Source organism: Pseudomonas sp. GW822-FHT03F08, from assembly GCF_058801265.1.
In genome coordinates this window covers 118750-145076 of the sequence record NZ_JBXANC010000005.1, presented here as the reverse complement: position 1 = coordinate 145076, position 26327 = coordinate 118750, and the positions used below count along the sequence as shown (strand labels likewise).

Here is a 26327-nt window from a genome sequence, read left to right as displayed (position 1 = left end):
ACTCATGTCGGGCACAATTGCGCAGTTAGGCCTTGCCGTTGATTCGGGTGAGGCAGTCCAAGCCGCTACGGATCTGGAGCACCTCGCGCAGGCAGGCGCCAAGGCCGAGAAAGCCGCTGGTGGTGTCGCCGCGGGATTCGACAAAGCGGCAACCGCGTCGACCGGCCTGGCCTCGGCCGAAGGCAAGCTTTCCGAGTCCACCGAAGACGCAATGAAGCGGCTGACGGCGATGGCCAAGGCCTCGCTGGAGTCGAGCGACTATTACCAGCGCCTGACCACCAGTGTCGGCACGAACGCGTCAGCAATGGATGCGTCAGGATCCTCGGTCAGCAGCCTGGCGGCACTGAAACGCCGCTTGCAGGCCGAATCGGATGCACTGGTTGGTTCGACGGATAAAGAGTCCGAGGCGGCGAAGAAGGCAGCCGCTGCAACTGGCGTTCAGGCCGAAGGTCTGCAAGCACTGCTCGGTAAGATCAATCCCGCCATTGCTGCGCTCGACAAGCTTGATCAGCAACAGGCCCAGTTGCAGAAGTACAAAGCGGCTGGCCTGATCGATGCTGACACCTTTCGTGAGTACTCGACCCGAATCGACGCTTCCCGGCAGAAGCTGGGCGACTTTGATGAAGGCCTTCGCAAAACCGGTGTCAGCTCGAAGCAGACTGAGGCCGCTCTGCGTCAGCTCCCATCGCAGTTCACGGACATCTTCACCAGCCTGGCTGGCGGTCAAAACCCTTTGCTCGTTCTGCTCCAGCAGGGCGGACAGATCAAGGATTCTTTCGGCGGTGTAGGCGCCACTCTTGATGCATTGCGCGATAAGTTCCGCTCGCTGTTCACCGGCGGCGCCGGGGCTGCTGTGCTGGGCGAATCGCTTGCCGGTATCGCCACCAATGCCAAGGATGTCGCCGACAACGCAGGCGAGGCGGGCGAAAGCCTGTCTGATCTGGCCGAGAGTTCAAATACAGCGGCAGAAGCTGCTGAGAACGCGCAGCGCGCGGTAGGCGCTCTTCAGCCCGCAATGAGTGGCGTATCGCTCGGGGTTGCGGGATTGGCGCTTGCCACTGTTGCCGCTGCAGCTGCCGTCGGGACCCTGATCTACGGCTACAGCCAGGGCAGCAAAGAAACAGATGAATACAACAAGGCGCTGATTCTGACCGGCAATGCTGCTGGCACGACTGCCGGACAGTTGTCCGACCTTGCCCAGCAGGTGAGCGCCACCAACGGCACCACCGGTGAGGCTGCCGCTTCGCTGGCGCTGCTGGCTTCGTCTGGCGTGATCGCCGGTGGAAGCTTCAAGGATATCGCTGATGCGGCGGCAGCCATGGAAGACGCCACCGGAAGATCCGTGGATGCGACCATTGCCGAGTTCGTCAAAATCGCAAAGGACCCGGTCGCAGCAGCGAAGGAGCTGAATGATCAATACCACTTCCTGACTGCTTCCGTTTACTCGCAGATCGTCGCGCTGAAAGAGCAGGGCGACACCATTGGCGCAGCCAAGCTACTTACCGACACCTACGCCGATACGGTCAAGAACCGCTCGACCGAGATCACCGACAACCTCGGCACCATCGAAAAGGCCTGGAAGGGCATCACTGATGAAGCCAAAAAGTCGCTGGATGCGCTGAAGAATATCGGCCGAGAGGCAGGGCCTGCAAAGCGAATTGCTGAGCTCACCCAAAGTGTGGCTTACGCGCAGAGCGCTGTGAATGCTGATCCCTACGACACCGATGCGGCGAAGAAACTCGCAGATTCAAAACAAGAGCTGTATCAGCTTCAGCTCATGGTTTTCGCAGGTGAACAGCGAGTCAAAGTTCAAGAGGACGAAGTCCGAACTCAGAAGGAGGGGATCGAAGCAGAGCAGCGACTCAAGCAGATCAGCGACTCGAATCTGACCAACGCCGAAAAGCGCGACAAACTGACGAAAGCCTACCTCCGTGACGTAGAAGTTCTGAGAAAGGCCAATCCCAATGACCCGAAGGTTCAGGCCGATTTCGTCGCCAAAACGCTGCAGAACATCAAGGACAAGAACAAGGATCAGAAGGGGCCGTCAGCCGGTGCCGTCGACCTCACCGGTTACAACGCCGCGCAAAACGCTCTCAAGGAAATTCAGGCCGAATACGCGAACACCCAGAAACAACTGGATGCCGCGCAAAAGGCCGGGCTGATCTCACAGCAGGAGTACCTGCTGAAGCGCGAGGCGTTGATCGGCAACGAGCGGGATGAGATCACGGCGGCTTACGAGGCCGAGATCGCGGCGCTTGAGTCGGCGAAGAGCAAGTCCAGCACCACCGCCGAGCAGCGCATCCAACTCGACCAAAAGATCGCCGACGCGCGCACCGACATGGTCAAGGCGCAGAAGGCGGCGGATAGCGAGCTGGATGTGCTGGCGAAGAATGAACAGGGCAGGCTGAGGAAGCAGGAACAGGCCGTTCAGACCTACACCAGCGCGTTGAAGCAGCAAGTCGACACGTTGCGTCAGCAGGGCGAACGGGCTGCGGCAGGACTTGGCCAGGGTGATCGGGAGCGTGGGCTGACGGATCAGCAGAACGCCATCGACGACCGCTTCAACCAGCAAAAGCTGGATCTGGCCAACCAGTACGGCGACGGCTCGCGCGGCATGAGCCTCGACGAGTACACCCAGAAACTGGCGGCGCTGAAAGCCACTCAGCAGGATCTGCATGACACGGTTCAAGCCAACTACGACGAGATGACCGCGGCCCAGGGTAATTGGAGCGCTGGCGCATCGTCGGCGTGGCAGAACTACCTGGAATCAGCCCGAGATGTCGCCGGGCAAACCAAAAGCCTTTTCACCAACGCCTTCAGTTCGATGGAAGACGCGATCGTCAATTTCGCCATGACCGGGAAGTTGTCGTTTGCCGATTTCGCCAAATCGGTTCTGGCTGACATGGCGCGGATTGCGACCAGGCAGGCCAGTTCGGCGCTGTTGGGAAGCTTGGTAGGTGCTGCGACCAGCTACTTCACGGGTGGGAGTGGTGCTACTGGCGCTGCAACCTCTGGTGCGACTCAGGCTGGTGCGAGCAATTTTGCCAGCCAAATTGACGCGAGTGCTGGATCTGTTTCGTTTGCAGGTTTTCGCGCTGCAGGCGGGCCCGTTGCACCGAGTTCTCTGTATGAAGTCAATGAACTGGGGCCAGAGCTCTATAACGAGGGCGGCCGGTCGTTCCTGATGACCGGTGCCAACGGCGGTAGTGTCACGCCATTGACGACCGGCGGCGGACCTGCGCTGGCGGCGATGTCTGGTGGTGGCGATCCTGGCTCCATCCAAATAAACACGACTATCCATGTCCAGTCGGATGGCTCGACAACAACTAATACAGATACCAACTCCGCTAGCGCGGGCGCCCAGCAATTGGCTCAGATGATTAACGAAGGTGCCAAGCGCGTTGTTACTCAGGAGCTCAAGCCTGGCGGTCAAATTTGGGGGAAATTGAATGGCAGATCCTGAGGTTTTTACATGGGCCCCGGACAGCCAAATGACCGGCACCGAAACCGATCGGGTTCGCACTGCTCAGTTTGGTGACGGTTACAGCCAGGCAGTTGGTGATGGAATCAACACTCGGGTGGGAACTTGGCCGCTTATGTTTAGTGGATCTAGGGCGCGAATTATGGAGATCAAGGCATTCCTTGATCGACATGGCGGTCACAAATCTTTCCAGTGGACGCCACCACTTGGCGAACTGTCGCTATTCAGGGCGCCTGAGCGCAGCCCCTCGCACATGGGCGGCGACGTCTATCGACTGTCCGTCACCTTCAACCAAGTCTTTGCGCCCTGAGGTAAACCATGGCACTTGCACAAATTAATCTGGGTGCGCTGCCGAACGATGGCACGGGCGATCCGCTGCGGGATGGCGGCGCAAAGATCAATGCGAACTTTGCCGAGCTGGATGATCGGACGCTCAACCCCAACCTTCAGGCGCTGTCCGGCCTGACTGGCGCGGCCAATCGACTGCCGTATTTCACGGGTGTTGGCGCTCTTTCGCTGACCATCCTGACAGCCCTTGGCCGTCAGTTGATCGCGTCTGCTGCGCCGGCTGACGGTCGCAACATTCTCGGACTTGGCAGTGCGGCCACGGTAGGGCTGGGTGTCGCCGGTGGTGCTGCCTCGCTGGGTGCTGACGGGAAGCTGCGTCCCGAGCAGACGCCGGATATGTCGATCAACAACGTCTACCCGGTGAACAGCCAGGCGGCCATGCTGGCGCTTCCGGCAAATCGCGGCGATATCGCCATTCGCACGGATGAACAGAACAAACCGTACATTCTCACGACGCTGCCACCGACCACACTGGCAAACTGGACGGTCATCGGTCAGTCGCTCTCTGCGGCGCTGGCGGCAATCTCCGGCCTGACGCCGGCGGCTGATCGATTGGCGTACTACACCGGATCGAACACGGCTGATCTCACGCCGCTGACGTCATTCGCGCGGTCGATGCTCGATGATGTGAATGCTGGTGCTGTCCTGACCACGCTGGGCGTCAGCACGTACATTCAGACGCTGCTCGATGATGCAAACGCGGCGGCTGCGCGTACGACGCTCGGCCTCGGGTCTGCATCCGTTGCCAATATTCTGGGTACCGTCAGCCAAACAGGCGGCGTGCCAACTGGGGCGATTGTCGAGGCGGGGTCGAGTGCAAACGGGCAGTATACGAAGTTCGCAGACGGAACCATGATTTGTCGGTTGCTGGTCATTGGCCTCTCGATCGCAATGAACACTAGCTACGGAAGCGGCACGATCGGCACTACGAACTGGGCCTATCCGGCGGCTTTTGTATCGACGCCGATTCCCTTCCTGGGGGTCAGGGGCGCCGGCAAATTCACGACCACCTCACCGGCTGATGCGACGTCTGCCACGCTCGGCTCTTTCCTTGTTTTCGACCCGGCCGGCAGCATTTACACAGGGTCATTCAACTGCTTTTTCTTGGCCATAGGCAGGTGGTTCTGATGAAAATTAATCTCTCGCCTGTCAGCGTCAACGGCCAGGGCTTTCCGCCTCTGCTGGAAATGGAAAAGCGCGGCGACGCACTGGTAATCAACGGAGAGCCGTTTGATTTTTCCCCGATGGAAGAGGGTGATGCATTGCCGCGCACGGCCGTGAATTCGTTCTGGTTCATGAATGACATTTACCGTTCTGGTGGTGAAATCGAGCTGACGGTGATGCTTCCTTTGCCGACCAACTACAGCCAGGAACAGGCGTTCCCCGCGCCGTTGGTAATTACTGAGGACGGCTCTGTGTCCCTGCCTCAGCCATTGCCGCTGGTGGAAGTCCTCACCACCTCGATGGAAGAGGGTGCGCAACCATGAATATTGACTGGAGCCAGCTTGTCACGAAGGCAATGAGGGAAAAGTCAGCGGCTGACCAGGTGCTGGCGGCCATCGTTGCGGAAAACCTCCGGCGCCGAACGATCGCCGACAAGGCAATCGCACCGTTGCAGGATGCGGTGGATGTCGATGACGCTACGGGTGCAGAGATAGCGCTGCTGAAAGAGTGGAAGAAGTACCGAGTCGCACTGAATCGGCAGCCTGATGAACCAGGATATCCGAACACCATCACCTGGCCCACCGCACCAAACTGAATCGAAGCTTTACTCGCACCCGCCATTGAGCGGGTATTTTTTTGTCTGGAGACCGCATGCCAATCAATTCCGACATCCAGACCCTCGAGCCTGGCTCGATGGTGACGCTCTACGAACTGGACGCCACCCCCATCGGCGGCGAGCTGTATCGCTTTCACGCGGACACGCTTTCGGCCTCGATCTGGTGGCAGGGCAACGAATACTCGCCCTGGCCGATCGAGGCGGAGGGCTTCGAAATGACCGGGCAGGGCCAGCAACCGAGCCCCACCCTAAGCGTGGGTAACGTTGACGGCTTCATCACTGCGCTGGTCATCTACTTCGATGACTTGGTGGGCGCGGAGCTGACGCGTCACCGGACGCTGACCCGCTACCTGGACGCCGTCAACTTTCCCGGCGGCAACCCTGAGGCAGATCCCGACGAGGAATTTCCCCCGGATATCTGGTACATCGAGCGAAAGGTCGCAGAAGACAACGTCGCGATTCAGTTCGAGCTGGCCAGCGCGCTGGACTTCAACAACGTGCAACTGCCACGAGGCCAGATCGTGGCCAACGTCTGCCGCTGGCTGTCCATTGGCGGTTACCGTGGTCCTTACTGCGGCTACAACGGGCCGCCGGTCGCGAACGAGTTCGATGTGATCACCTCGGACGCTTCGCGTGACAAATGCGGCGGTCGCCCCACCAGCTGCAAATTGCGCTTTGGCGCGAACAACCCATTGCCGTATGGCTCCTATCCGGCCGCCGGCCTCATCAGGGCTTGACCATGAACAAGACAATCCGCGCCGCCGTGGAGCGGCACGCACTGGCCGAGTATCCGCGTGAATGCTGCGGCCTGGTGATCCGCGAAAACCGCAAACAGGTGTACGTCCCGTGCCGGAATACCGCGACCACGCCGAGCGAGCATTTTCGGCTGGCGCCCGAAGACTTTGCCGCCGCAGAAGATCGTGGGACCGTGCTGGCGGTGGTGCACAGCCACCCGGATTACCCGGCAACAGCCAGCGAGGCTGATCGGGTGTCTTGCGAGGCATCCGGCTTGCCGTGGCACATCCTGGAGGTGCGCAAGGGCGATGACGAGCAAGTGGTCGCCGGCGAACTGACCACTATCACACCTGAGGGCTATCACGCTCCGCTGATCGGCCGCCCATTTCACCACGGCGTGCTGGATTGCCTGACGCTGGTGCAGGATTTCTACCATCGTGAGATGGGTATCCAGCTCCCTCAGTACGAGCGTGAGGACGACTGGTGGAACAAAGGCCAGAACCTTTACCTGGACCTGTACGAGGGCGCCGGCTTCTACCAGGTCAACGACCTGCGCCACGGCGACCTGATCCTGATGCAGATCCGCTCACCGGTGCCGAATCATGGCGCGGTGTATCTGGCCGACGGCATCCTCAAGAGCGAGCCGGAGCACTATCCCGCGCCGGGGTCGATCCTGCACCACATGTACGGCCGAGACAGTCGGCGCGATGTGTACGGTGGCCAGTGGGCGGAATACACCCGCATGGTGCTGCGTCACCGAGATGCCAAGTGATACAGTCCTGACTTTTCAAGGAGGGATTCCATGAGACGCTTACTGATCGCCGTGCTCGCAGGTGCCGTGCTGGCCGGGTGCTCGACTTCTGCTGTTCCACCTTCACAGGCGGTAAAATCCACCAAGGTTTTTGCCTACCAAGTGACGCCCAAGTCGCCATTTGGCACGCTAACGGTAACGCGTGACTCCGGCTTTATCAGCTCCGGCTGTGACATGGGCGTGTACGTGAATGGCGAGCTGGCGGCGAAGCTCGCAACCAAAGAGACTGCCACGTTCAAAATCCCGGCCGGCGAAGTTATCGTAGGTGCGGGTATCGTCGGTTCTGGTGTCTGTGCCACTGCCGCTGAACGTCGAGAGAGGGAAGTGAACCTTTCTGAAGGGCAGCACAAGAAGTACCGAATTTTTATCAGCAGCGAAGCCGACGTGGACATATTGCCCACGACCCTTTGAATCAAGACCGCCGAAAGGCGGTTTTTTTATGTCCGGAGTTTTTTATGGTGATGGCTGCCTATCAAGACAAGATGCAAGAGGTTTGGCTTTCTGGGGCTCTGGCTCGGGCAGCTGGCGGACGCCGCCACCGCATGATTACCAGCGGTGGACTGAAGGACATGATGGGTTATTTCCGTCAGTTCCCGGGGTTTGCCAAATATTTGGCCGAAAGCTCAAGCAAAGGTATTCGGTTTGCAGTGTTTGTTGGTCGTCGAAATGTTGCCGAGGATCAACTCGCAGATCCAACCGGAAAGGACGTAATTCGCATCGTCCCAGTTTTGGCGGGGTCAAAGCGAGCCGGCTCGCTTCAAACAATCGTTGGCGCTGCCCTTGTCGTCATCGGTGGGGTCGTAACAGCGTTCGGTGGCGGCGCAATTGGTGTACCAATGATGAAGCTTGGTGCAGCGGTCGCTATCGGCGGCGTTATTCAAATGCTCAGCCCCCAAACCAAAGGCCTCGCTTCCCAAGACGGCCCCAACAACAAAGCCAGTTACAGCTTCAATGGTCCGGTAAACACCAGCGCTCAGGGTAACCCGGTGCCCGTGCTGTATGGCGAGATGATCGTCGGCAGCGCGGTGATCAGCGCCGGCATCTACGCCGAAGACCAGCAGTAACGCCCAACTCCAACCCATACCGAATATCTGCACCGCCTTCTGGCGGTTTTTTTTCGCCTGGAGAAAGTGCATGACCGAAGTGACCGAGCTGATCCCGCGCGAGTCGATGACCCAGTTGTTCGAGCAAATCATCGCCGGCGCCAAAGGCGGCGAGAGTAAGCCAAAACCGGCCGTCGAGGCGCCGGACAGCCTGCAAAGCATCGCGTACGCAAACATCCTGGACTTGATCAGCGAGGGCGAGATCTACGGCTTGGTCGACGGCCTGCGCTCGATCACTCTCGATGAAACGCCGCTCCAGAACCCTGATGGCACGATCAACTTTCCGGGCGTGACCGTCGACAGTCGTAACGGGACGCAGGATCAAACCTACATGCCGGGATTCCCGGCGGTGGACAGTGAGATCGCCGTCGGCGTAGAGCTGCGTTACAACACCCCATGGGTGCGTGCGATCAATAACCTTGACCTGTCCGCCGTACGCATTCGCTTATCGACGCCGCGTCTTCAATCAACCGACACGGGCAATGGCAACACGAACGGTTACCGTGTGGTGTACTCAATCGATGTGTCCACCGATGGCGGACCATATCAGGAGGTGATCAGCACCGCCTTCGATGGCAAGACCACCACCAAATACGAGCGTACCCACCGGATCAACTTGCCGCCGGCCACCACCGGTTGGTCCGTGCGTGTGCGCCGCCTGACGCCGAACAGCACGAACCAATACATCGCCGATACCACAAACATCGACGCTATTACCGAAGTGATCGACGCGAAGTTGCGCTATCCGAACAGCGCCATGGTTGGCCTGAAGTTCGATGCAAGCCAGTTTTCCAGCATCCCAACCCGGTCGTTCCACATGCGCGGCCGGATCATCCGCGTACCCAGCAACTACAACCCGGACAACCGAACCTATGTCGGCACCTGGGACGGTACATTTAAGCCGGCCTACACCAACAACCCGGCATGGATCTATTACGACATGCTGATGAACGACCGGTTTGGCCTGGGCCACCTGCTGAATGCATTGCAGGTTGATCGGTGGGAGCTCTACCGGATCGGGCAGTTCTGCGATCAACTGGTGCCGGACGGGAAGGGCGGCCAAGAACCGCGTTTCACCTGCAACGCTTACCTGCAGGGACGCGCGGATGCTCTGAAGGTCATGCAGGATCTCGCGGGTGTATTCCGGGGCATGAGCTACTGGGGCGCGGGCCAGGTGCTGGCCGTGGCCGACATGCCGGAAGATCCGGTGTACACCTACACCAATGGCAACGTGATCGATGGGAGGTTCGGCTACAGCGGGACGACTCGCAAGGCTCGATTCAACGTCGCGCTGGTCAGCTGGAACGACCCGGCCGATTTCTTCCGGGCCAAGGTTGAATACGTCGATGACCGTGACGGCATCGTCCGGTATGGCGTGCAGCAGACCGAAATCAGTGCCTTTGGCTGTACCAGTCAGGGCCAGGCCCAGCGCATGGGCAAATGGGCTTTGCTGAGTGCAAAGCTGGAGACCGAGACCGTCACGTTTAGCACCGGCCTCGAGGGCGCCATCGCGCGTCCTGGCCAGATCATCCGCATTGCCGACGCCTCCCGCGCCGGCCGGCGCATTGGTGGGCGCATCCATACCGCCGACCGGACTTCGGTTGTGCTGGACGCAGGTGTCGAGATCTACCCCGGCGATCAACTGACCATCATCCTGCCGAGTGGCAAGTCTCAGACCCGTAAAGTGAAGTTCGCCACGGGCATGCTGACCTTCGACAGCGCCTCGTTGCGTTTCGATTCTACGGCCATTCGCTGGGATCAGACTGGTTTCGCGCAGGACGTGCAGGAGGTGGAAGTAACCGAGGCGTTCGACGTCGCGCCGGTCGCGCAGTCAATTTGGGCCATCGAAAGCCCGACCTTGGCCGCGCAGACCTTCCGCGTGCTGAACGTTGCGGAACGATTCACCGACACGACAATCGCTTACGAGATCAGCGCGGTAAAACACGTTCCTGGCAAGTACAGCAACATCGACAATGGAACCAAGATCGATTCGCCGCCGGTCACGATCATTCCACCGAGCGTGCAGGCACCAGTAACGGACATCACCCTGTCCACGCGCTTCCTGGTTGATCAGGGCAGGGCGATCACGGTCATGACTATCGGCTGGACGCCTTCACCAACGGCGATCGCTTATGAAGTGGAGTGGCGCAAGAACTCTGGTGACTGGGTCTACGCCGGCCGCACCGGCACCTCGGCGATTGAGGTCAGTGGCATCTACGCCGGGCGGTATGTGGCGCGTGTGCGGGCGATCAACGCCGTGGATATTGGCAGTGTCTGGGCGTACAGCACCGAGGCGCAGCTGGACGGGAAGACGACGCCGCCCCCCGTGGTGACGTTCCTGAACGCGGAATCGCAGATCTTCGCCATTCGCCTCAAGTGGGGATTCCCTGCGGATCTCAGCGCCGCCGATGTTCAGCGAACTGAAGTCATGTACGGCCTGACCAACGACTTCAGCAAGGCTACAAAGCTGGGCGATTACGCCTATCCGCAATCCGACATGGTGCTGATGAACCTGTCGGCCGGTGCGAGCTTCTTTTTCTGGGCACGACTGGTAGACCGTAGTGGCAACGTCGGCGCTTGGACTGGTCCGGTCAATGGCCAGTCGAGCATGGATGCAACGGTGATCCTCGAGTACCTGTCGGGGAAAATCACCGAATCTCAGCTCGGTCAGTTCCTGCTGCAGAAAGTCAACACGGGCGCGGCCGCCGCGGTCGAGGTGCAGCAGATCGTCAACGAGCTGGCTGCGATGTACGCGATCAAGACCCAGCTCACCGTGGACGGTCGTACCTACATTGCCGGGATCGGCGTTGGTGTTGAGAACAACGACGGGATCATCGAATCGCAGGTGCTGGTGGCGGCGAGCCGATTCGCCGTGCTCGATCCGAACGTCGCCGGTCGTATCGTTGCGCCGTTCGTAATCCAAGGTGGTCAGGTGCTGATCAATGACGCGGTGATCGGCACCGGCCGAATCACGAACGCCATGATCGGAAACTTCATCCAGTCCAACGACTACGTGGCTGGCCAGACGGGCTGGCGCTTGGATAAAAGCGGCGTCTTCGAGATCAACGGGACAATTGCCGGGCAGGGTCGCCTGACCATTACCAACCGTGCCCTCAAGGTTTTCGACGGCAACGGCGTCAAGCGGGTGCAACTGGGAGACCTTTTAGCATGAGTTTTGGCATGCGGATCTGGGGGGGCGACGGCACGCTTCAGCTTGATGAGAACTCATTCACGATCCGTGTCGTACTCAGCACACTTGTGACGTTCACGCTCGCAAAGGGAAGCCAGGACTTTTCGGTACCGGGCGTTGGACCCGGTAACGGATCGGCTGTTGTCATTCCTCTTGGCGCCTACACCGACCAGCAAATGCAGTTCGAAACAGAGCTGCTGGACAACGTTGCTCGCGTTTACAACTACACGCGTGGATACGCAGCAAGCACAGTTGCAAGCGGGACAATGCGCCTGATCGTCATGAGGTATAGCTGATGGCATACGGGCTTGAGTTCAAAAACAACAGCGACGTGGTGATCATCGACTCTGAGTTTGCCAGGTTGATGGTGATCTCAAGCGGAAGATACGCGCCGACTGAAGAGGCGGGCATGGGGTCGACGACTTATTTCGCTCGCCCCGTGACCTCGCAAGAGCCGCCGCTGGTGTTCGTTCGGCCAGACACGGTCGCTGGAATCGCTGGCATAAGCAAAGTGAGGCTGATTGGCTCTGAAGGTAACTGGACCGGCTTTTACGTCAGAACGTACAGCAACGCCACAGCGCAGCCGAATGGTCGATATTTTGTAGGGGCATACGCCGCGCAGGAGGTCGCCGACTACGGGATGCGTTTATGGGATGGCGCGGGAAAGTTGCTGTTCGATTCAGGAACGCCAAACGCCAGCTTCACCCGGTCTTTTCAGGGCTGGACGTACATCAAATCAGACATGACCGATCAGGGGCTCTACCGGAACTATTACTCTGTTCCGTTCGACTTTCCCCAGAACGAGTACATGCTGATCAACACATTCGGCATGAGTATGACTTCGGGGGGCGTGATCCCGAGGCAGCTCTACTGTACCTGGGACTTCACCACGAACACGCTTTATGCCGTCACCGTTGCGGCCAATAACCCGTTCAACTTCTTCCTTCCTGCGGTCTTCGCAAAAATGATTAGCTGAGCCGCCAAACTGTCGTAGCCCGCCATTGAGCGGGTATTTTTTTGCCTGGAGAAAAGTATGACTGTTACCGAAAAAGACCGCGACGTGCTCGCTCGAACCATCTGGGGCGAGGCTCGCGGCGAGAGCGCGGGCGGCCGAGTGGCCGTGGCATGGTCTATCCGCAATCGCGTTTTCGACGGCAAGACCAACTCGTGGTGGGGCGAGGGCTATGCCGGAGTCTGCCAGAAGCCATATCAGTTCAGTTGCTGGAACAAGAACGACCCCAATTTCCCATACCTCAGCGGCGCCAAGGAAATTCCGTTCCGCGAGCTGGCGCAAGCGCGGATCGTTGCGGACCAGGTGATTGACGGGAAACTGCAGGATCCCACCAGCGGTGCCACGCACTATTACGCGATCACCATGAAGACGCCGCCGGCCTGGGCTGCGAAGGCCAGGCAGACCTTGAAGCTGGGTGGTCACGTCTTCTTCAGGGATGTGCCGTGATGGCTGTGCCGTGGAAAGTGATCGGCGCGCTGGCGCTGTTGCTGATCGGCGCCGCCAGTGCCTGGCAGTTTCAGGACTGGCGCTACGGGAAACAGTTGGCGGAGCAGGCCCGGGCGCACACCGAAACCCTCAATCAGTTGACCCTGGCCGCTGCCACAGCCCAGCAGGCCGAGCAGGACAAGCGGCTGGCGCTCGAGCAGCGGCTGGCGGCCAGCGAGCAAACCCACTACAAGGAACTGAGCGATGTTCAAAAGAACCAGGATCGCCTGCGCGATCGCCTCGCTACTTCTGATCTGCGGCTGTCAGTCCTCCTCGATGCGGGTTCAGCCGGCGGCTGTTCAGTGCCTGCCACCACCAGCGCCGGCAGCGTGGTTCATGGCCCCGTACGAGCCGAACTTGACCCAGCGCATGCTCAAAGAATTATCGCCATCACCAACACCGGGGACAGGGGACTGATCGCGCTGCATGCGTGTCAGGATTACATCAACGGATTGAGTCGCCAGTAGGGGCTCAACTCAAAAGCTGTTGACTTTCGATGTGTCGGACCTGCTGGGTAGTTATTTTTGGAGAAATTTAAGTGTCAAGTATTATTTTTTTTGCATCGACAATTAGTTTTGGGGATAAATACAGATTAATTGACTCCATGCTGGTGGAGCCATTCGGTCCAAACCCAAAGCCTGATGATATCGACTCTATTCTTATAATTGAATGTAGTTCGTTGTTAGCCATTGCTCGTACTTTTTTGACGGCTGAGACTTCAATGTTTTCTAATTTCATGCAGAGCTCTTGCCTCGTTGGGTCTAAGCGCTCGCAACTTTCAATTAGTCCTTTTAGTTCTTTTGCTGGGAGCAAAAGTTTAATTGCTTTTGCTATATTTGAACCTAAGTTGTGTGTGTGCTCAAAATCAATTAACTTTTCTGCCAGTTCGTTGAAATCTGTTTTTAGTTTTCCTTTACCGCCTACCGCAGATTGTAGAGACTTGAATGCGAATTCAAGCTGACTAGCTTGATTGCCCGATATAGCGTTTAGATTATTCAGAGGTGACGGCAGAGTGCTTGGTGAAGCTCCTGAATGGCATATCGGAAGCAAAGGGATTTCATTCTTTTCTTCGTTTATATTAATTAGGTTTCTTATCCATATCGCTCCGAGCTCGAAGTTAATCCAGTTTCGCTTTACGGACGTGTTGCTTATTAAATATATTGCTGCTACGCAGTTGGTTAATCCGGTTTCTATTTTTTTTAGAAAATTTGCGCCAGCTGGAATGCTGGTTCCATCTGATGAAACAAAAACATCAACAAAGCCGCTGAACTCATCTACTATCGCTTGCTGTATGATAAGTGCAAGTGCTTTTTCTTCGTGTATGTGTGAGAGGAAAATTGTCTTCTGTGACATGTTGTGTGCTCATGTTTAGACGTTGTGGGTTTTAGCATCAGTTTGAGAGCGTAACGATCTTTCAAGTCGAAGCCTATCATGAGGGTTAATGATCTAAAAAGACCTAGCACTTCATCCGTTTTCACGTGCTTAACGATTTTAATCATTCGGAGGTGTCGGCCAGTCCACCTTTTTACGGCATCGAAAAAACTTTGCGCAATTCTTGGTCAGTGCGGGGCCATCCCTGACGGACCATATCGGCGCACAGGAACTAGCATTAGAGTCCTGGTCATCGAGAGTGGCGCGCCATCGCTGGAGGCGGAGTGATTTGGCTTGGTCGAAATTCATGGAAACGGATTCGCTGTACAAGTTCTGTATGCATGTACAGTAATTGAGGTGCAGCCAGCGGGCGAGGGTGAGGCGACGAGCTATAGTGATCAGCTGCTTTCGGCCATTAGCTTCCAGTCACGGCTGCGTCCGAACCATAGTGGTCCTTCGCGGAGAGCCGCAATCTGCCAAACAGCGCATTTCGAATTTCAATTGCTGAAGTTTACTTTGCAGCGATTACTAAAGATTGTGCCGATGAATTCCTCGCCTTAAAGCGGCCATAGCCGAAAGCTCATGAGCCGCGGCAAGCTTCTATCCTTTGATCAGAATCTGTTCTAGCAAAGTGCGTAGCGCACTGCGACACTCGACCCCTCGCTGGTGGCGCGCAACGAGGCAGCGGCATCTAGTCAACAGGAAGCATATAAGAGAAAACACATGGATCAAGAGCATTTCGACGTTGCCAAGGCTATCGCAACAACCATGGACAGGAGCCTTGAGCCATATGCTAAAGGTGCACGGGCATTCGAGCTGAAAGGCGAGCTGTGGGTATTTGTCGATGACCCTGCCATTTCGAAGCCTGAATTACTAATCGAAGCGAAAGAGATCAGCCAGAAGCCTCCAATGATTGGGCTTAGGGCAGTCCACTACGTGCTTTCCCATTGGGCGCCGAGTGGTGAGGAGTTGATTACCTTGGGGCTAGGCCTTACCGCGGAGACCGTGCGTATGGCGCTGCAAAGGCTTCTGGACCTGCCCTCAACGTTCGATGCTTCGCAGCAGCTTTTGATAAACGAGACGCTGGAGCCCATTAGATCGCTTGGAATCGATCCAGTACGTATGACACTGGTCGATCAACTTGGCGACCGGGAACTCGATGCTGTGGCGGATCTGACGCGTCGTGTTTACTCCGGTGCTGGCTTGATCTTCATCGAAGCCGAGGCCGGAAAAGGCAAAAGTGTCTTGCTCGCCCATACGGCGATAAATCTGAACAATGACAAAAGGGGAAAACTATCGGTCTTCATTCCGCTGAGGAAATTGCCCCTTTCCGAAGGCATAGCCTGGGACAGCATCGCCCAGCTCATAGGCATCGTCGGTCAAGGCGCGAACCTTTTGGCTCAGGCTGTCAAATCAGGGTTGGTCACGGTCTTCCTCGACGGTATTGACGAGGTCGCCGGTCGATATGACAAAAACTTAGTCCTCGACCTCCTCAATTTGATCACGCTGCGCCTGGGCTCGCCGGAGTCGACAGTCATCCTTTCGGGGCGCCGTACCGAGGCACGGCACCTCGACAACAGTGACTGGACAATTCTCAACGTCGATCTGCCTGACGTGAACGGCAATGACTTCGGGGCTTACGTGGCAGCGGTCTTTGACGGTATCGTCGAGCGCAGCAGGAATGCAGGCGAGATTGAGTTACCGCCGGAGTACGAGGAATTGATCGGCACCAGGCCGGCCGATGATATGGTCATCCGAGAAAAGCAGAGCATTGTCGCCTGGATCCTGGAAGTTTTCCCTGAGGTGGCGAAGGAGCCTTCGCTATTCTTCGTCCAGGGCTTGGCAGCGATCGCCATTGGCCGTCGATCCGGTAACCGTGCGCCACTGCACCAGGACAACAAAGCCATCATTCCCAGAGTCCGAGACGTTTGTCTCAGCGCTGCAGTGTTTGCCTGCATCCGAGAAGCATCAAAGATAGACGCCATTGCAGCGCAAAAGTATTCGGTAAAAAATCAAATGCGGGCATTGCAGGGCTTGGCAGCGCTCGCTTCAGCACCGCCCGGAACGCATGTGCCCACGCCCAATGAGCTGGTACCTGAGGCATTTGATGTCGACCCAGTCAATGCGTCTGAGGTGCATGTCGCAATTACACGGCAGAACGCGAAGCACGCGCTACTGTACGCCACGGAAGCTGCGGGCGCCTACCGCCCCCAGTTCCTGAGCGACTGGATTCGCTGCACTCTCCTCGCACAAATATTCACGACAAACGCTACAGTAGCTCACTTGAATCGCGACCAGACCCTTCAACTAGCTGCTTCAGCAGAGCGCGCGAAGTTCACCTTCGAGACGCTGCTACCGTCCGTACTCAACGATAATGCGGTAGACGATTACTGGCGCCAGGCGCTCGACTTAGCGGTCGCGAACGGCACTGAATCGGCCAGTGCCAATCTATGGTTCCTCCGGGCATCCGTTGGCGATGAAGCGCTGGCAGCACCAGTGCATGCGCCTTTGCCTCTAGCAGAAGTCACCGATATCGAGTTTTCTGGTTTTGAAATTGGAAACGAGCTTAGCGGGGACGATTTCTTTCTCGACGGAAACCGCATGGTCAACTCTTCCGTGTCCAGCGTGCGCCTGCGGGGCGTCTCCCTCAGTGATGTCTCGTTCGAGAACTGTATCCTGAGCGACGTGGAACTAGTCAATTGCGATGGGCCGATCACTTTTGAAGGCTGTGAACTCAGCGGTTTCAGCGTTAAGAATATGCGATCCAAGAAGAAGCCAGCGCTCAAATTTGTCGATTGCACCTTCATTGGCGAGAAGAATCTGCTGGTTCAAGATGTAGCTGCCTATGGCGATACGGCATATGGCTCCCCGGTCGTCTTCGAAAATTGCGAATGCGACTGCGATGTTGCGAAGCTGATGCAAGGCGAATGGACTGCCAAGGAAGAGGTGTTGACCGGCATCAGCCGCAAGAGCGTGCCAACCATGAGTGACGCAGAAGCGTGTCTACGGCGCGCACTGCGAGCCTTCTTCCCGACGCACCTCGGCGACGGCAGTGCCCTTCAAGCCCGCCGGTACATCAGACTGTCCGCATTGGGCAGAGGAAGCATGCCGGCTGCGTCTCCAGGCCAAGAAGCACTAAAGCAGATTCTTGAAAGCGTCGGCTTCACGGACGGCGGCCGTTCAGACCACATATATGCACCTTGGTCAGGCGTCGCCGGAGCGAGTCAAGCTGGCATGGAACTTCGAACCGAGCTTTTGGATTTCCTTCGCGACGGGTCCAATCGCAGCACCCGCGTGCGCAGTATGCTCACGAAGATCGAACGCTTCTTTTGATTGATACCAGCGGCTAGGCGAGTGACGTAATTCTGCGTTGCTTGCAGCCGCGCTGCGCCGCTTTAAAGCCGGTAGATTAACTGAGCGACCACTACGGCGGTGGATCTGAAGAACCGAGGATAGTGCACCACCTCATCATCGATGCGGCCCCGCTGCAGTTCTCAGTTTTCTGCATGTGCCAACTAGAGATGAGCTACCCCCAGAGTGGGCGTTAACAAACTTCAGCTCTCTGCCAGAAGCCGTCGCTCATGGGGGGGCGCTTCTGGCCGATTTCTGCCTCACAAGAGGATTCCCTCCGCTTGCAAAAATCGATCGGGCCGGCATGCGCAAAGGACACTGGACACCTTGTCATCGATGATCTCCTCGCTGGCCAGACGTCCCACTGTCGCCGCCAAAGTAATTCCAGGATGCATTGCACAAACGTAGACGCCACCCACTTTGGGTAGATAACCAATGATGGGGATGCCATCGGCAGGCATGGGCCTGAGTCCGACACAAGCCCGCTCCGGATCTATAGAAATAACACCATGGAGTTCGTTCTGGATCGTCTTGGCAGTTCGAAGCGCTATCGCTGCCGGCTGATTTTCCACGGCGTCGTCCAGGTAATCCTCTGCTGCCAGCAACGTACCATCCGAACTTTGCCTCACTTCCATTTCAGGGCTGGAGATGAGGGTGTGCACGAGGTTGGGTTGTGACTTGTAACGGATGAAAATGGCGGGAGATGCCTCTATTGGCAGGGACACTCCAAGCATGTCTGCCAGCTTCGTGATGCCTGTCCCGGCTGCCAGTACGACAATATCAGCATCGAGGATGCCTATTGTTGTTTCGACTCCAGTCACCGTTGCACTCTGGCTTACAAAACCGAGCACTCGCGTCCGAGTGAGAATCTTCGCCCCATGCGCCTGGGCACCTGCGATCAACGCATGCGTAGCTGCTACTGCGTCCAGCGCTCCTTCTTCAGCCGCATACAGAGCAGACTGGGGAGGGTTCTTGAGATTTGGTTCCAAGTCGAGAATCTGCGATCGAGACACCAGGTTTGCCGAAGCTTGGTGACCTGAGGTTGGCAGCGCTTCAATCGCTATCACGCTGTAAGACAAGGCGCCTGTCCATCTTATCTCCAGACCTGGCAGCTGGGTTTCGAGTCGGCGGTACTCCTTGATGGCAGAACCGCGCAGTTGCGCGATTGGGTCGGGTTCGGGGTGTGAGGCATTGAGCCAAGCGAATGAGCTGCCAGTCACTCCCGAAGCTATATCTTCAGCTTCTACCAAAGTGACATTCGCGCCTTTACCTGCCAAGTGATACGCCAATGACGCGCCAACGATGCCTGCACCAATGACAACGACTCGTTTGCCCTGACCATCTCCCATATCAACCTCCGTTTTGTTGATGTGCGGATGGTACGACAGCTGGATGATTTCTTTACATGAGAACCTGATCGTTCAGGACGCTTTCTGAGTGTCTGCTACTGGCCGCTTGCTGCCGCTCCTGACCGTCCGCTTTCGGCCAAAAGCGGACAATCAGTTAACGCATTTCTTATGCACTTTGCGAAATTCAAGATCTGATCTTGGAGTCGCAAGGGGAAAAAGGGCGGGATTAACCCGCCCCATTTTTTAGCTCCGCACGAACGCCAGCAGATCTGCGTTAATCGTCTCGGCGTTGGTTGTCGGCATTCCATGAGGGAAGCCCGGGTAGATTTTCAACGTACTGTTTTGCAGAAGTTTCGCCGACAAAACCCCTGCATTTTCATAAGGCACGATCTGGTCATCATCACCATGCATTACCAGGACGGGGATCTTGATGCTCTTCAAGTCTTCGGTGAAGTCGGTCTGAGAAAACGCCACTATCCCGTCATAGTGTGCCTGTGCACATCCCATCATGCCTTGTCGCCACCAGTTCAAGACAATGCCCTCGGAGGTCTTTGCACCCGGGCGGTTATAGCCATAGAAAGGTCCTGCAGGAACGTCGTGGTAAAACTGTGCCCGGTTGGCTTTCAGTTGTGCCTGCAAGTCGTCGAACACTGACTTCGGCAGGCCGCCAGGATTGGTCGGTGTCTGGACCATCAGCGGTGGCACGGCACTGATGATGGCTGCTTTCGAGACTCGGTCTTCGCCATGGCGAGCGATATAGTGAACGACTTCGCCGCCGCCGGTGGAGTGCCCGACGTGAACTGCGCCTTGTACACCCAGGTGATCAACTACGGCCGCGACGTCGTCGGCGTAGTGGTCCATGTCGTGTCCATCCCAGACCTGGCTGGATCGCCCGTGACCGCGCCGATCGTGTGCTACAACCCGGTAACCGGCACCCAGGAAAAAGAGCATTTGCGCGTCCCAATCATCTGCGCTCAGTGGCCATCCGTGGTGAAAAAAGATGACTTGGGCATCGCGTGGCCCCCAGTCTTTGTAGAAGATTTCAACACCATCTCTTGTAGTGACATACCCCATGTTCGTATCTCCTGAATGAAGTGGAGGCCTTCATCGAATCGCGTTCCGATTATGGCCTTGAGTTAACAGCATGCAGTCCTTCCGGTAGGCAGTTCAGAGTGCGTTGCTGGATTAGCCTGCGCTTACTCACGAACGCCATGACGACCAAGTCACAAGTTGCGCTTGGCCGCCCGAGGACTTTAGGTTTAAAGTCAACTTTAAGGTCAATAGATTTTTCAGGGTGAGGTATGAGAATAGGCGAACTGGCGAAAATCAGCGGACTGGCGCCGTCACGCATCCGTTTCTATGAGGCCAGTGGCTTGATCAGCTCCGTTGAGCGCAAGGCCAATGGCTACCGGGACTACGCGCCCGATACCGAATGGGTACTGGAACTCATCACCGGCGCACAAGCGGCAGGTTTCTCATTGGAGGAGATTCGGCAACTGATGCCGATGAATGCCAGTGGCTGGCGGCACGACGAGTTGCTCACTGGACTCAAGCAAAAGGTGGAAGAAATCAGCGTTCTGCAGGAGCGGCTAGCGCAAAACAAAGCTCAACTTCTGGTCGTCATCAAGGGCATCGAAGATAAACCCGAGGGCATGGCGTGTGGGGATAATGCTCAAATGCTGATAAATCGTCTGCGTGAAGAGGGAGTTGGCAAAGCTTCAGATAGGCCCGCGGTAACGTCTTCTACAAAAAAACACACCCGTCAGGCTTCCGGAGCCTGACAGGCGCAAAAGGTCTCAGCGCTCGCCAATCAGGCTGGCGAGTGGCTTGGGCGCATAAAGCGCACTCTGGAACTCTGGCACGTATTCGTACTTCATCATTTTCCCCAGCTTCAGGGCACGGAGGTAATTCGACAGACTGCCGTCGCCCAGTGTGAGGGTGGCCGAATCAGCGTCGCGGCTGGAGCCGTGACTGAGCTGGCGGGAAACCGCATACCCGTATGCCAGTTGGCCATGATGATCTAGATTGGTGAAGCTGCTGGTGACGATATCGACATCACGAGAGAGGTTGTCGAGTTTCTTCGCTTTGAAGGACACGTCGACTTTTCCGGTCTGGCTGTCGGTGATGTTATAGACCACAGATTGGGCATCTTCTTTGCGGTCAATACCGGTCAGCCATTTAGGCAGGTTGTAACCGACGACACCGCGCACCCGTGCAATCTCGGTATTCACCGGCAGCTTGAGCACATAGCCCCAGAAGTCGCCAGACATCGACTGGCCAATCAGTGTGAACGGACCCAGATTGGCTTTGCCTGGCTTGTTGGTGATGATCGACACGGCCACTTCGTTATAGGCGTCGTTATCACAATGCTCATAGGTGTACGCGGTGAACGCAATCAAGCCGCGACCCGGCCAGATTTGCAGGGGGTGTACGGTTGCCAATACTTCCGGCGGCATCAATGCCCGAAGTGCGTCCAGGTCGGCCGTGTAGACAGCCGTTACCCGACTGTTCTGGTAATAAAAGTTCGGAGAGTATGACTCGAAGCCAATGTCTACCTTGTGCTTTTCCAGTCCTTTGAACCAGCTCAAATCAACACCCGGCAGTTCTGCTGCAATCACCGACAAGGGAGGATTCGAGCGATAACGGTCGTACAAGCCGCCCTTGACGACCGGCACTGTGTGGCCTGCGATATCGATTGTGTTGGTTTCAGTCGGGCTGAGCATTTCAGGCGTCCCCGCCAACGCATGGTTGGCAATTGAGCTGAACAGCAATCCTGTTAATACGGCGCTTGCGAGTTTCAATCGGTCTTTCTCCGGGTGGTGGGAACTACTTGAGGGTTCAGCGAGCTACGTTGTCGCCTGAGAGCACCGCCATCACGGCTTCAGCTACGGCTTTGGGCGATTGAGGGTTTTGGCCGGTGACAAGCCTTCCATCAGTGATGGCGAATGACGTGAATGGCAGCCAGCCCTTGCGGTACCGCGCACCTTGGCTCACCAACTTGTCCTCAAGGAAGAAGGGCACCTGGCTTTTCATGCCGGAGAACAGCTCCTCGCGATCAGAGAAGCCGGTGATGTTCTTCCCTTTGATGATCAACTGGCCTTGTTCATCCTTCAGATCCAACAGACCCGCAACGCCATGGCAGACGGCCGAGACGATGCCACCCTGGTTGTAGATAGTTTCGGCGACACGCCGCAGGTCGGGATTATTGGGGAAGTCCCACATCACCCCATGGCCCCCGGTGAAGTAGATGACACTGAACTGGGACGGATCGACATCGGCGATCGGCAGTGTGTTTTGCAGGCGAGCGCGAAAGGCAGGGGACTGCAAATGCTCTCGGGCGGCCTTGTCCATGTACAACCAACCGAGGCTGCGCTCATCTAGAGGCACCGCACCGCCTTTGGGACTGGCAAAAACTGTGCTGTAGCCAGCTGCCTCCACTACGTCGGTGAAATGCGTCAGCTCAGTCAGCCACAACCCCGTCGTATCGGTTCGTGAGGGATAGCTGGAGTGGTTGGTCAGAATCACCAGAATTTGGCGATTCTTGGCAGTCATTGTGGAAGGGGCGGTGTCAGCATTTGCAAATGTCATGAAAGCGCTACCTATCAGTACCAACGCATAAGAAACAAAGGTCTTGAGCATCATCCGGGTTCCATCAATCAAGCAGGTCGGCGCATGCTCACCTTAAACCTCGCTTTAAGGTCAACCCCGCCGCTGCAAATAATTTCCACTGGTAGCTGCTCACTTCAACTTGACCCTCAACCTGACTTTAACGCTAGCGTCTGATGCTGAATGAGCAAGGCAATAACGCTCTTCACTAATCCACTCGGGAGCCATGCATGAGTCAGCAAGACAACTTTGATACGCAGATGAAATGGATGATTTATGGAGCCAATGGCTACACCGGCGAGTTGATCGCTCGTGATGCTGTAAAACGTGGGCTTAAACCTGTGCTGGCGGGGCGTAGCCGAGACAAGGTTGAAGCCCTGGCTCGGGAGTTGAGTCTTGAAGCTCGGGTGTTTGAACTCGAAGACGAAGTACGTTTACTTGCTCAGATTAAAGGCCATGGTTTAATTCTGCATTGTGCAGGGCCGTTCTCAGCGACCGCCGCACCGATGATGGAAGCTTGCTTACGTGCCAATGCACATTATCTGGATATCACCGGCGAGATTGCCGTATTCGAGCACGCTCAATCCCTGAATGAACGTGCGCGGGCGGCGGGCGTGGTCATTTGCCCAGGCGTCGGTTTCGATGTAGTACCTACGGACTGTGTAGCCGCTGCATTGAAAAATGCGATGCCGGATGCCACGCATCTGGCATTGGGTTTTGATTCGCGCTCAAGTTTTTCGCCCGGTACTGCTAAGACTTCAATTGAGGGTTTGGCGCAGGGTGGCAAGGTTCGCCGTGACGGCAAAATCACCTCGGTGCCGCTGGCCTACCGAGTGCGTCGCATCGATTTTGGTGCCGGAGAAAAGCTGGCAATGACTATTCCATGGGGCGACGTTTCCACTGCTTGGCACACCACCGGCATTGCCAACATCGAAGTTTTCATCCCTGGCTCCGCAGGCATGATCCGCGGCGCCCGGTTTGCTAATTGGATACGTCCGTTGCTGGGTTTGTCGTTCGTGCAGCGGTTGCTCAAAGCACGAATTGGAAAAACCGTGGTCGGCCCAGATCAGGAAAAACGCGCAGATCAAGGCACCTATGTTTGGGGCGAGGCTCGCAACGCCCGTGGTGAGTGCAGAACCGCGCGCCTGCATACCGCGAACGTCTACAGCCTGACGATCGACGCTGCATTGGCGGTGGTTGATTACCTGTTGCAAATGCGTCCGACTGGCGGGGCTTACACGCCCGCACAGTTGTTAGGTGCTGAGCTGGTGACGCAATTGCCAGGATCTGGCGCGATGAACATCGACTGATTCGGAAAAAAGATGTTGACCTTAAAGTTGACTTCAATCTTAAGGTGGCCTCATATCCAGTTGAGGACTGCCCCATGAATGTGTTCGACACCCTGATGCTTCCAAACGGTTCGTCTATCAAGAACCGAATCGCCAAAGCCGCCATGGAAGAGAACATGGCGGACGCCGATCAGGCACCCTCCGAAGAACTGATGCGTCTCTACCAAGCGTGGGCCGATGGTGGTGCAGGCCTGATCATCACCGGCAACGTGATGGTCGACGGCCGCGCCATGACCGGACCGGGTGGCGTAGTTTTACAGGACGATCAGCAACTGGCCAAGTTCAAGCGTTGGGCACGTATTGGTCGATCCGGCGGTGCGCAGTTCTGGTTGCAGATCAACCACCCAGGGCGGCAGATGCAGTCCAATCTTGGGCAAAAAACATGGGCACCGTCGGCCGTGCCGCTGGATTTGGGCAAACTGTCCAAGCGTTTCGCCACGCCTCACGCGATGACCTCCGGCGTGATTAAGGACGTTATCCAACGCTTTGCGAACACCGCGCGCCTCGGCGAACAAGCTGGATTCACCGGCGTGGAAATCCACGCTGCCCATGGCTATTTGTTGAGCCAGTTCCTTTCGCCGTTGACCAACCAAAGGACGGACGAATGGGGCGGTTCCCTAGAAAATCGGGCGCGCCTGTTACTCGAAATCGTCAAGGCGGTCAGGGCTGTGGTTTCTGCGGATTTCGCAGTAGCGGTCAAGCTCAACTCCGCCGATTTCCAGCGGGGAGGGTTTACCGCCGATGATGCGAAGAAGGTCGTTGAGCTGCTCAATGGCCTTGGTGTGGATTTGGTGGAATTATCCGGAGGCAGTTATGAAGCGCCCGCTATGCAGGGTGAGGCGCGCGATGGTCGCACGCTGGCTCGCGAAGCCTACTTCGTCGAGTTCGCCCGTGATATCCAAACAGTTGCCAGAATGCCGGTGATGGTCACCGGTGGTATACGTCGCCGCGCGGTGGCGGAAAACGTCGTGCAGAGCGGCGTCAATATGGTTGGGATCGGAACAGCGTTAGCCATCGATCCCAACTTGCCTCGGGACTGGCTGCTGGGCAAAGACAATGCTCCGCAATTGCCGCCGATTACCTGGAAAAATAAAGCCATCGCATCCTTGGCAAACATGGCGGTAGTGAAGTTTCAGTTACGCAAGCTGAGTCGAGAGAAAAAGCCCGATCCGAACGTTTCACCGCTGCGTGCGCTTATCCTGCAACAGCTCGGTATGGCATTTCGCACTCGTCAATATCGACGGTGGGTGGAAAACCGTTTGATGTGAGCCGATACGTTTTTTACTTGAAGAGCTAAGTTTTGTCGTATCGGTCTTTACTAACAGGAGCGTCCGCTATTGGCCGATAGCGGTCAGTCAGGTGTCATCAACACGGCCAAGGTCATCTTGATGAACTCCTCATTCCGATCGATTGCAGCGAGGGAACTGCGAACATTTTCTGCGACGTCGGCGGATCCGCGCTGCTCCACCCAGAGGGCAAGTTCCATGATGGCCGCTTCGAGGGCGAGCTGGTTTTCGTTGATTTTGAAGAGCAGAGAAGGGAGCAGATCAGAGTTCGGCATTTTGGGTTTCCTCCGAGGACGAAACCAGAGTAGCAGGGACGTTTTTCGGTCGGCAGAATGCCGGAGATGGGATGCGCAAAACCTCCTCTGGAGGCCGCGTATTTTCGTTTGCATACACACAAAAAAACGGATGTTTTGCTATTCCTAAAATTAGATATTTTCCTTATAAAACAGTCGATTAGCTCGCTACAGGCCCCAGCATGGGGTGCTAGGGGTCGAGTGTTCGAATCACTCCGTCCCGACCATATAATTCAATGACTTAGCCCAACTTTAGCGAGTTGGGCTTTTTCATGTGCGTGACTTTTGCGGGGCTCCTCGATTCTTCAGATCAGTGACGGGATCGGCCATCGAGCCAGGCCAGTCGCGGCACCTTTCTGAATGTTTAAAATCGGTTCAAGTTCAGGCCTGACCTGATCAGTTTGCCCTGTTATTCGAAACGAGCCTTCTTGATATCGCCGTGCTTGTTTTGCAAATAAATGGTGTATGGCAATACGAGAGTATCTGCGACCACTGACGCTCCCATATCCAGGACAATTAATGCTGGAGCAGGGTGTCCATCGAAACCATTGCTGCGGCGTGGCTCCGCATCAAGGGTGCAGTAGTCAAAAATGGTGCCGCCGTAGACGCGGGATACCGAGTCGCAGTGGGAATGCCAGCGAGCCAGTTTATTACTCGCTACGGCATCATCCCGGAAGGTTGTGTTGATCGTTCCGCATCCCGACGCTGAAACGGCTGCGAGCATCAACAGAAAGAATCTAAAGTTCATTTGGTCGACTCCATTCGAAAGATCTGAA

Annotated in this window: 25 protein-coding genes; 18 read left to right on the top strand and 7 right to left on the bottom strand. The window is 56.6% G+C overall.

Going from position 1 to position 26327, the window contains the following annotated elements; genetic code table 11:
• Positions 1-4 precede the first annotated feature (4 nt).
• The 14 genes from AC1RME_RS14125 (at position 5) to AC1RME_RS14060 (ending at position 13413) form a co-directional block, all read left to right on the top strand.
• Entirely contained in the window at positions 5-3463 is a 3459-nt protein-coding gene (locus AC1RME_RS14125; protein WP_493091453.1) for a phage tail tape measure protein, read from the top strand.
• Positions 3450-3791, top strand: coding sequence for a phage tail protein (locus AC1RME_RS14120; protein ID WP_493091452.1), 342 nt, complete (start codon positions 3450-3452; stop codon positions 3789-3791). Before AC1RME_RS14125 ends, AC1RME_RS14120 begins: the two co-directional genes overlap by 14 nt.
• A gap of 8 nt (positions 3792-3799) precedes the next feature.
• Positions 3800-4957, top strand: a complete 1158-nt coding sequence (locus AC1RME_RS14115; protein ID WP_493091451.1) for a hypothetical protein — start codon at positions 3800-3802, stop codon at positions 4955-4957.
• Positions 4957-5316, top strand: a complete 360-nt coding sequence (locus tag AC1RME_RS14110) for a hypothetical protein (protein ID WP_493091450.1) — start codon at positions 4957-4959, stop codon at positions 5314-5316. Before AC1RME_RS14115 ends, AC1RME_RS14110 begins: the two co-directional genes overlap by 1 nt.
• Positions 5313-5588 carry a tail fiber assembly protein gene (locus tag AC1RME_RS14105; RefSeq protein ID WP_493091449.1) on the top strand — a complete coding sequence of 92 codons (276 nt, stop codon included), beginning with the start codon at positions 5313-5315 and terminating at the stop codon, positions 5586-5588. Before AC1RME_RS14110 ends, AC1RME_RS14105 begins: the two co-directional genes overlap by 4 nt.
• 56 nt (positions 5589-5644) lie before the next feature.
• Positions 5645-6346 carry a phage minor tail protein L gene (locus AC1RME_RS14100; protein WP_493091448.1) on the top strand — a complete coding sequence of 234 codons (702 nt, stop codon included), beginning with the start codon at positions 5645-5647 and terminating at the stop codon, positions 6344-6346.
• Positions 6347-6348: 2 nt separating this feature from the next.
• A complete protein-coding gene (locus AC1RME_RS14095; RefSeq protein ID WP_493091447.1) occupies positions 6349-7116 on the top strand; it encodes a C40 family peptidase in 768 nt (255 codons plus the stop codon).
• A 30-nt stretch (positions 7117-7146) separates the two neighbouring features.
• Positions 7147-7566 carry a hypothetical protein gene (locus AC1RME_RS14090; RefSeq protein WP_493091446.1) on the top strand — a complete coding sequence of 140 codons (420 nt, stop codon included), beginning with the start codon at positions 7147-7149 and terminating at the stop codon, positions 7564-7566.
• A 44-nt stretch (positions 7567-7610) separates the two neighbouring features.
• Complete coding sequence (locus AC1RME_RS14085) at positions 7611-8219, top strand: tail assembly protein (protein WP_493091445.1); 609 nt, start codon at positions 7611-7613, stop codon at positions 8217-8219.
• Positions 8220-8289: 70 nt separating this feature from the next.
• On the top strand, positions 8290-11430 hold the full coding sequence (locus tag AC1RME_RS14080; RefSeq protein WP_493091444.1) for a TipJ family phage tail tip protein: 3141 nt from the start codon (positions 8290-8292) through the stop codon (positions 11428-11430).
• 8 nt (positions 11431-11438) lie between these two features.
• Positions 11439-11744 carry a hypothetical protein gene (locus tag AC1RME_RS14075; RefSeq protein ID WP_493091551.1) on the top strand — a complete coding sequence of 102 codons (306 nt, stop codon included), beginning with the start codon at positions 11439-11441 and terminating at the stop codon, positions 11742-11744.
• The gene (locus AC1RME_RS14070; RefSeq protein ID WP_493091443.1) at positions 11744-12424 is read left to right on the top strand and encodes a hypothetical protein; all 681 of its coding nucleotides are present in this window, start codon (positions 11744-11746) and stop codon (positions 12422-12424) included. The genes AC1RME_RS14075 and AC1RME_RS14070 overlap by 1 nt, the downstream gene beginning before the upstream one ends.
• Positions 12425-12481: 57 nt before the next feature.
• Positions 12482-12907 carry a cell wall hydrolase gene (locus AC1RME_RS14065; protein WP_493091442.1) on the top strand — a complete coding sequence of 142 codons (426 nt, stop codon included), beginning with the start codon at positions 12482-12484 and terminating at the stop codon, positions 12905-12907.
• Positions 12907-13413, top strand: coding sequence for a lysis system i-spanin subunit Rz (locus AC1RME_RS14060; protein ID WP_493091441.1), 507 nt, complete (start codon positions 12907-12909; stop codon positions 13411-13413). The genes AC1RME_RS14065 and AC1RME_RS14060 overlap by 1 nt, the downstream gene beginning before the upstream one ends.
• A gap of 67 nt (positions 13414-13480) precedes the next feature.
• Here AC1RME_RS14060 and AC1RME_RS14055 read toward each other — a convergent pair whose 3' ends face one another.
• Complete coding sequence (locus tag AC1RME_RS14055) at positions 13481-14299, bottom strand: toll/interleukin-1 receptor domain-containing protein (RefSeq protein WP_493091440.1); 819 nt, start codon at positions 14297-14299, stop codon at positions 13481-13483.
• A 741-nt stretch (positions 14300-15040) separates the two neighbouring features.
• Between AC1RME_RS14055 and AC1RME_RS14050 the strand changes: the two genes are divergently transcribed.
• The gene (locus AC1RME_RS14050) at positions 15041-17650 is read left to right on the top strand and encodes a hypothetical protein (protein ID WP_493091439.1); all 2610 of its coding nucleotides are present in this window, start codon (positions 15041-15043) and stop codon (positions 17648-17650) included.
• 278 nt (positions 17651-17928) lie between these two features.
• On the opposite strand, the gene AC1RME_RS14045 is transcribed toward AC1RME_RS14050, so the two are convergent.
• Both AC1RME_RS14045 and AC1RME_RS14040 read right to left on the bottom strand, forming a co-directional pair.
• A complete protein-coding gene (locus tag AC1RME_RS14045; RefSeq protein WP_493091438.1) occupies positions 17929-19017 on the bottom strand; it encodes an NAD(P)/FAD-dependent oxidoreductase in 1089 nt (362 codons plus the stop codon).
• 243 nt (positions 19018-19260) lie between these two features.
• A complete protein-coding gene (locus AC1RME_RS14040; RefSeq protein WP_048390108.1) occupies positions 19261-20091 on the bottom strand; it encodes an alpha/beta fold hydrolase in 831 nt (276 codons plus the stop codon).
• Positions 20092-20318: 227 nt separating this feature from the next.
• On the opposite strand from AC1RME_RS14040, the gene AC1RME_RS14035 reads away from it, so the two are divergent.
• A complete protein-coding gene (locus tag AC1RME_RS14035; RefSeq protein WP_414881750.1) occupies positions 20319-20798 on the top strand; it encodes a MerR family transcriptional regulator in 480 nt (159 codons plus the stop codon).
• Between the two features lie 15 nt (positions 20799-20813).
• On the opposite strand, the gene AC1RME_RS14030 is transcribed toward AC1RME_RS14035, so the two are convergent.
• Both AC1RME_RS14030 and AC1RME_RS14025 read right to left on the bottom strand, forming a co-directional pair.
• On the bottom strand, positions 20814-21740 hold the full coding sequence (locus AC1RME_RS14030) for an acetoacetate decarboxylase (ADC) (RefSeq protein ID WP_493091550.1): 927 nt from the start codon (positions 21738-21740) through the stop codon (positions 20814-20816).
• A gap of 115 nt (positions 21741-21855) precedes the next feature.
• The gene (locus AC1RME_RS14025) at positions 21856-22659 is read right to left on the bottom strand and encodes a type 1 glutamine amidotransferase domain-containing protein (RefSeq protein WP_103385254.1); all 804 of its coding nucleotides are present in this window, start codon (positions 22657-22659) and stop codon (positions 21856-21858) included.
• Between the two features lie 194 nt (positions 22660-22853).
• On the opposite strand from AC1RME_RS14025, the gene AC1RME_RS14020 reads away from it, so the two are divergent.
• Positions 22854-23933, top strand: a complete 1080-nt coding sequence (locus AC1RME_RS14020) for a saccharopine dehydrogenase family protein (RefSeq protein ID WP_493091437.1) — start codon at positions 22854-22856, stop codon at positions 23931-23933.
• A gap of 74 nt (positions 23934-24007) precedes the next feature.
• Positions 24008-25240, top strand: coding sequence for an NADH:flavin oxidoreductase/NADH oxidase family protein (locus AC1RME_RS14015; RefSeq protein WP_493091436.1), 1233 nt, complete (start codon positions 24008-24010; stop codon positions 25238-25240).
• Between the two features lie 83 nt (positions 25241-25323).
• Here AC1RME_RS14015 and AC1RME_RS14010 read toward each other — a convergent pair whose 3' ends face one another.
• Both AC1RME_RS14010 and AC1RME_RS14005 read right to left on the bottom strand, forming a co-directional pair.
• Positions 25324-25533 (bottom strand): hypothetical protein, encoded by a 210-nt coding sequence (locus AC1RME_RS14010; protein WP_493091435.1) that lies wholly within the window; start codon positions 25531-25533, stop codon positions 25324-25326.
• A gap of 427 nt (positions 25534-25960) precedes the next feature.
• Complete coding sequence (locus AC1RME_RS14005) at positions 25961-26299, bottom strand: YceK/YidQ family lipoprotein (RefSeq protein ID WP_096821280.1); 339 nt, start codon at positions 26297-26299, stop codon at positions 25961-25963.
• Positions 26300-26327: the final 28 nt, after the last annotated feature.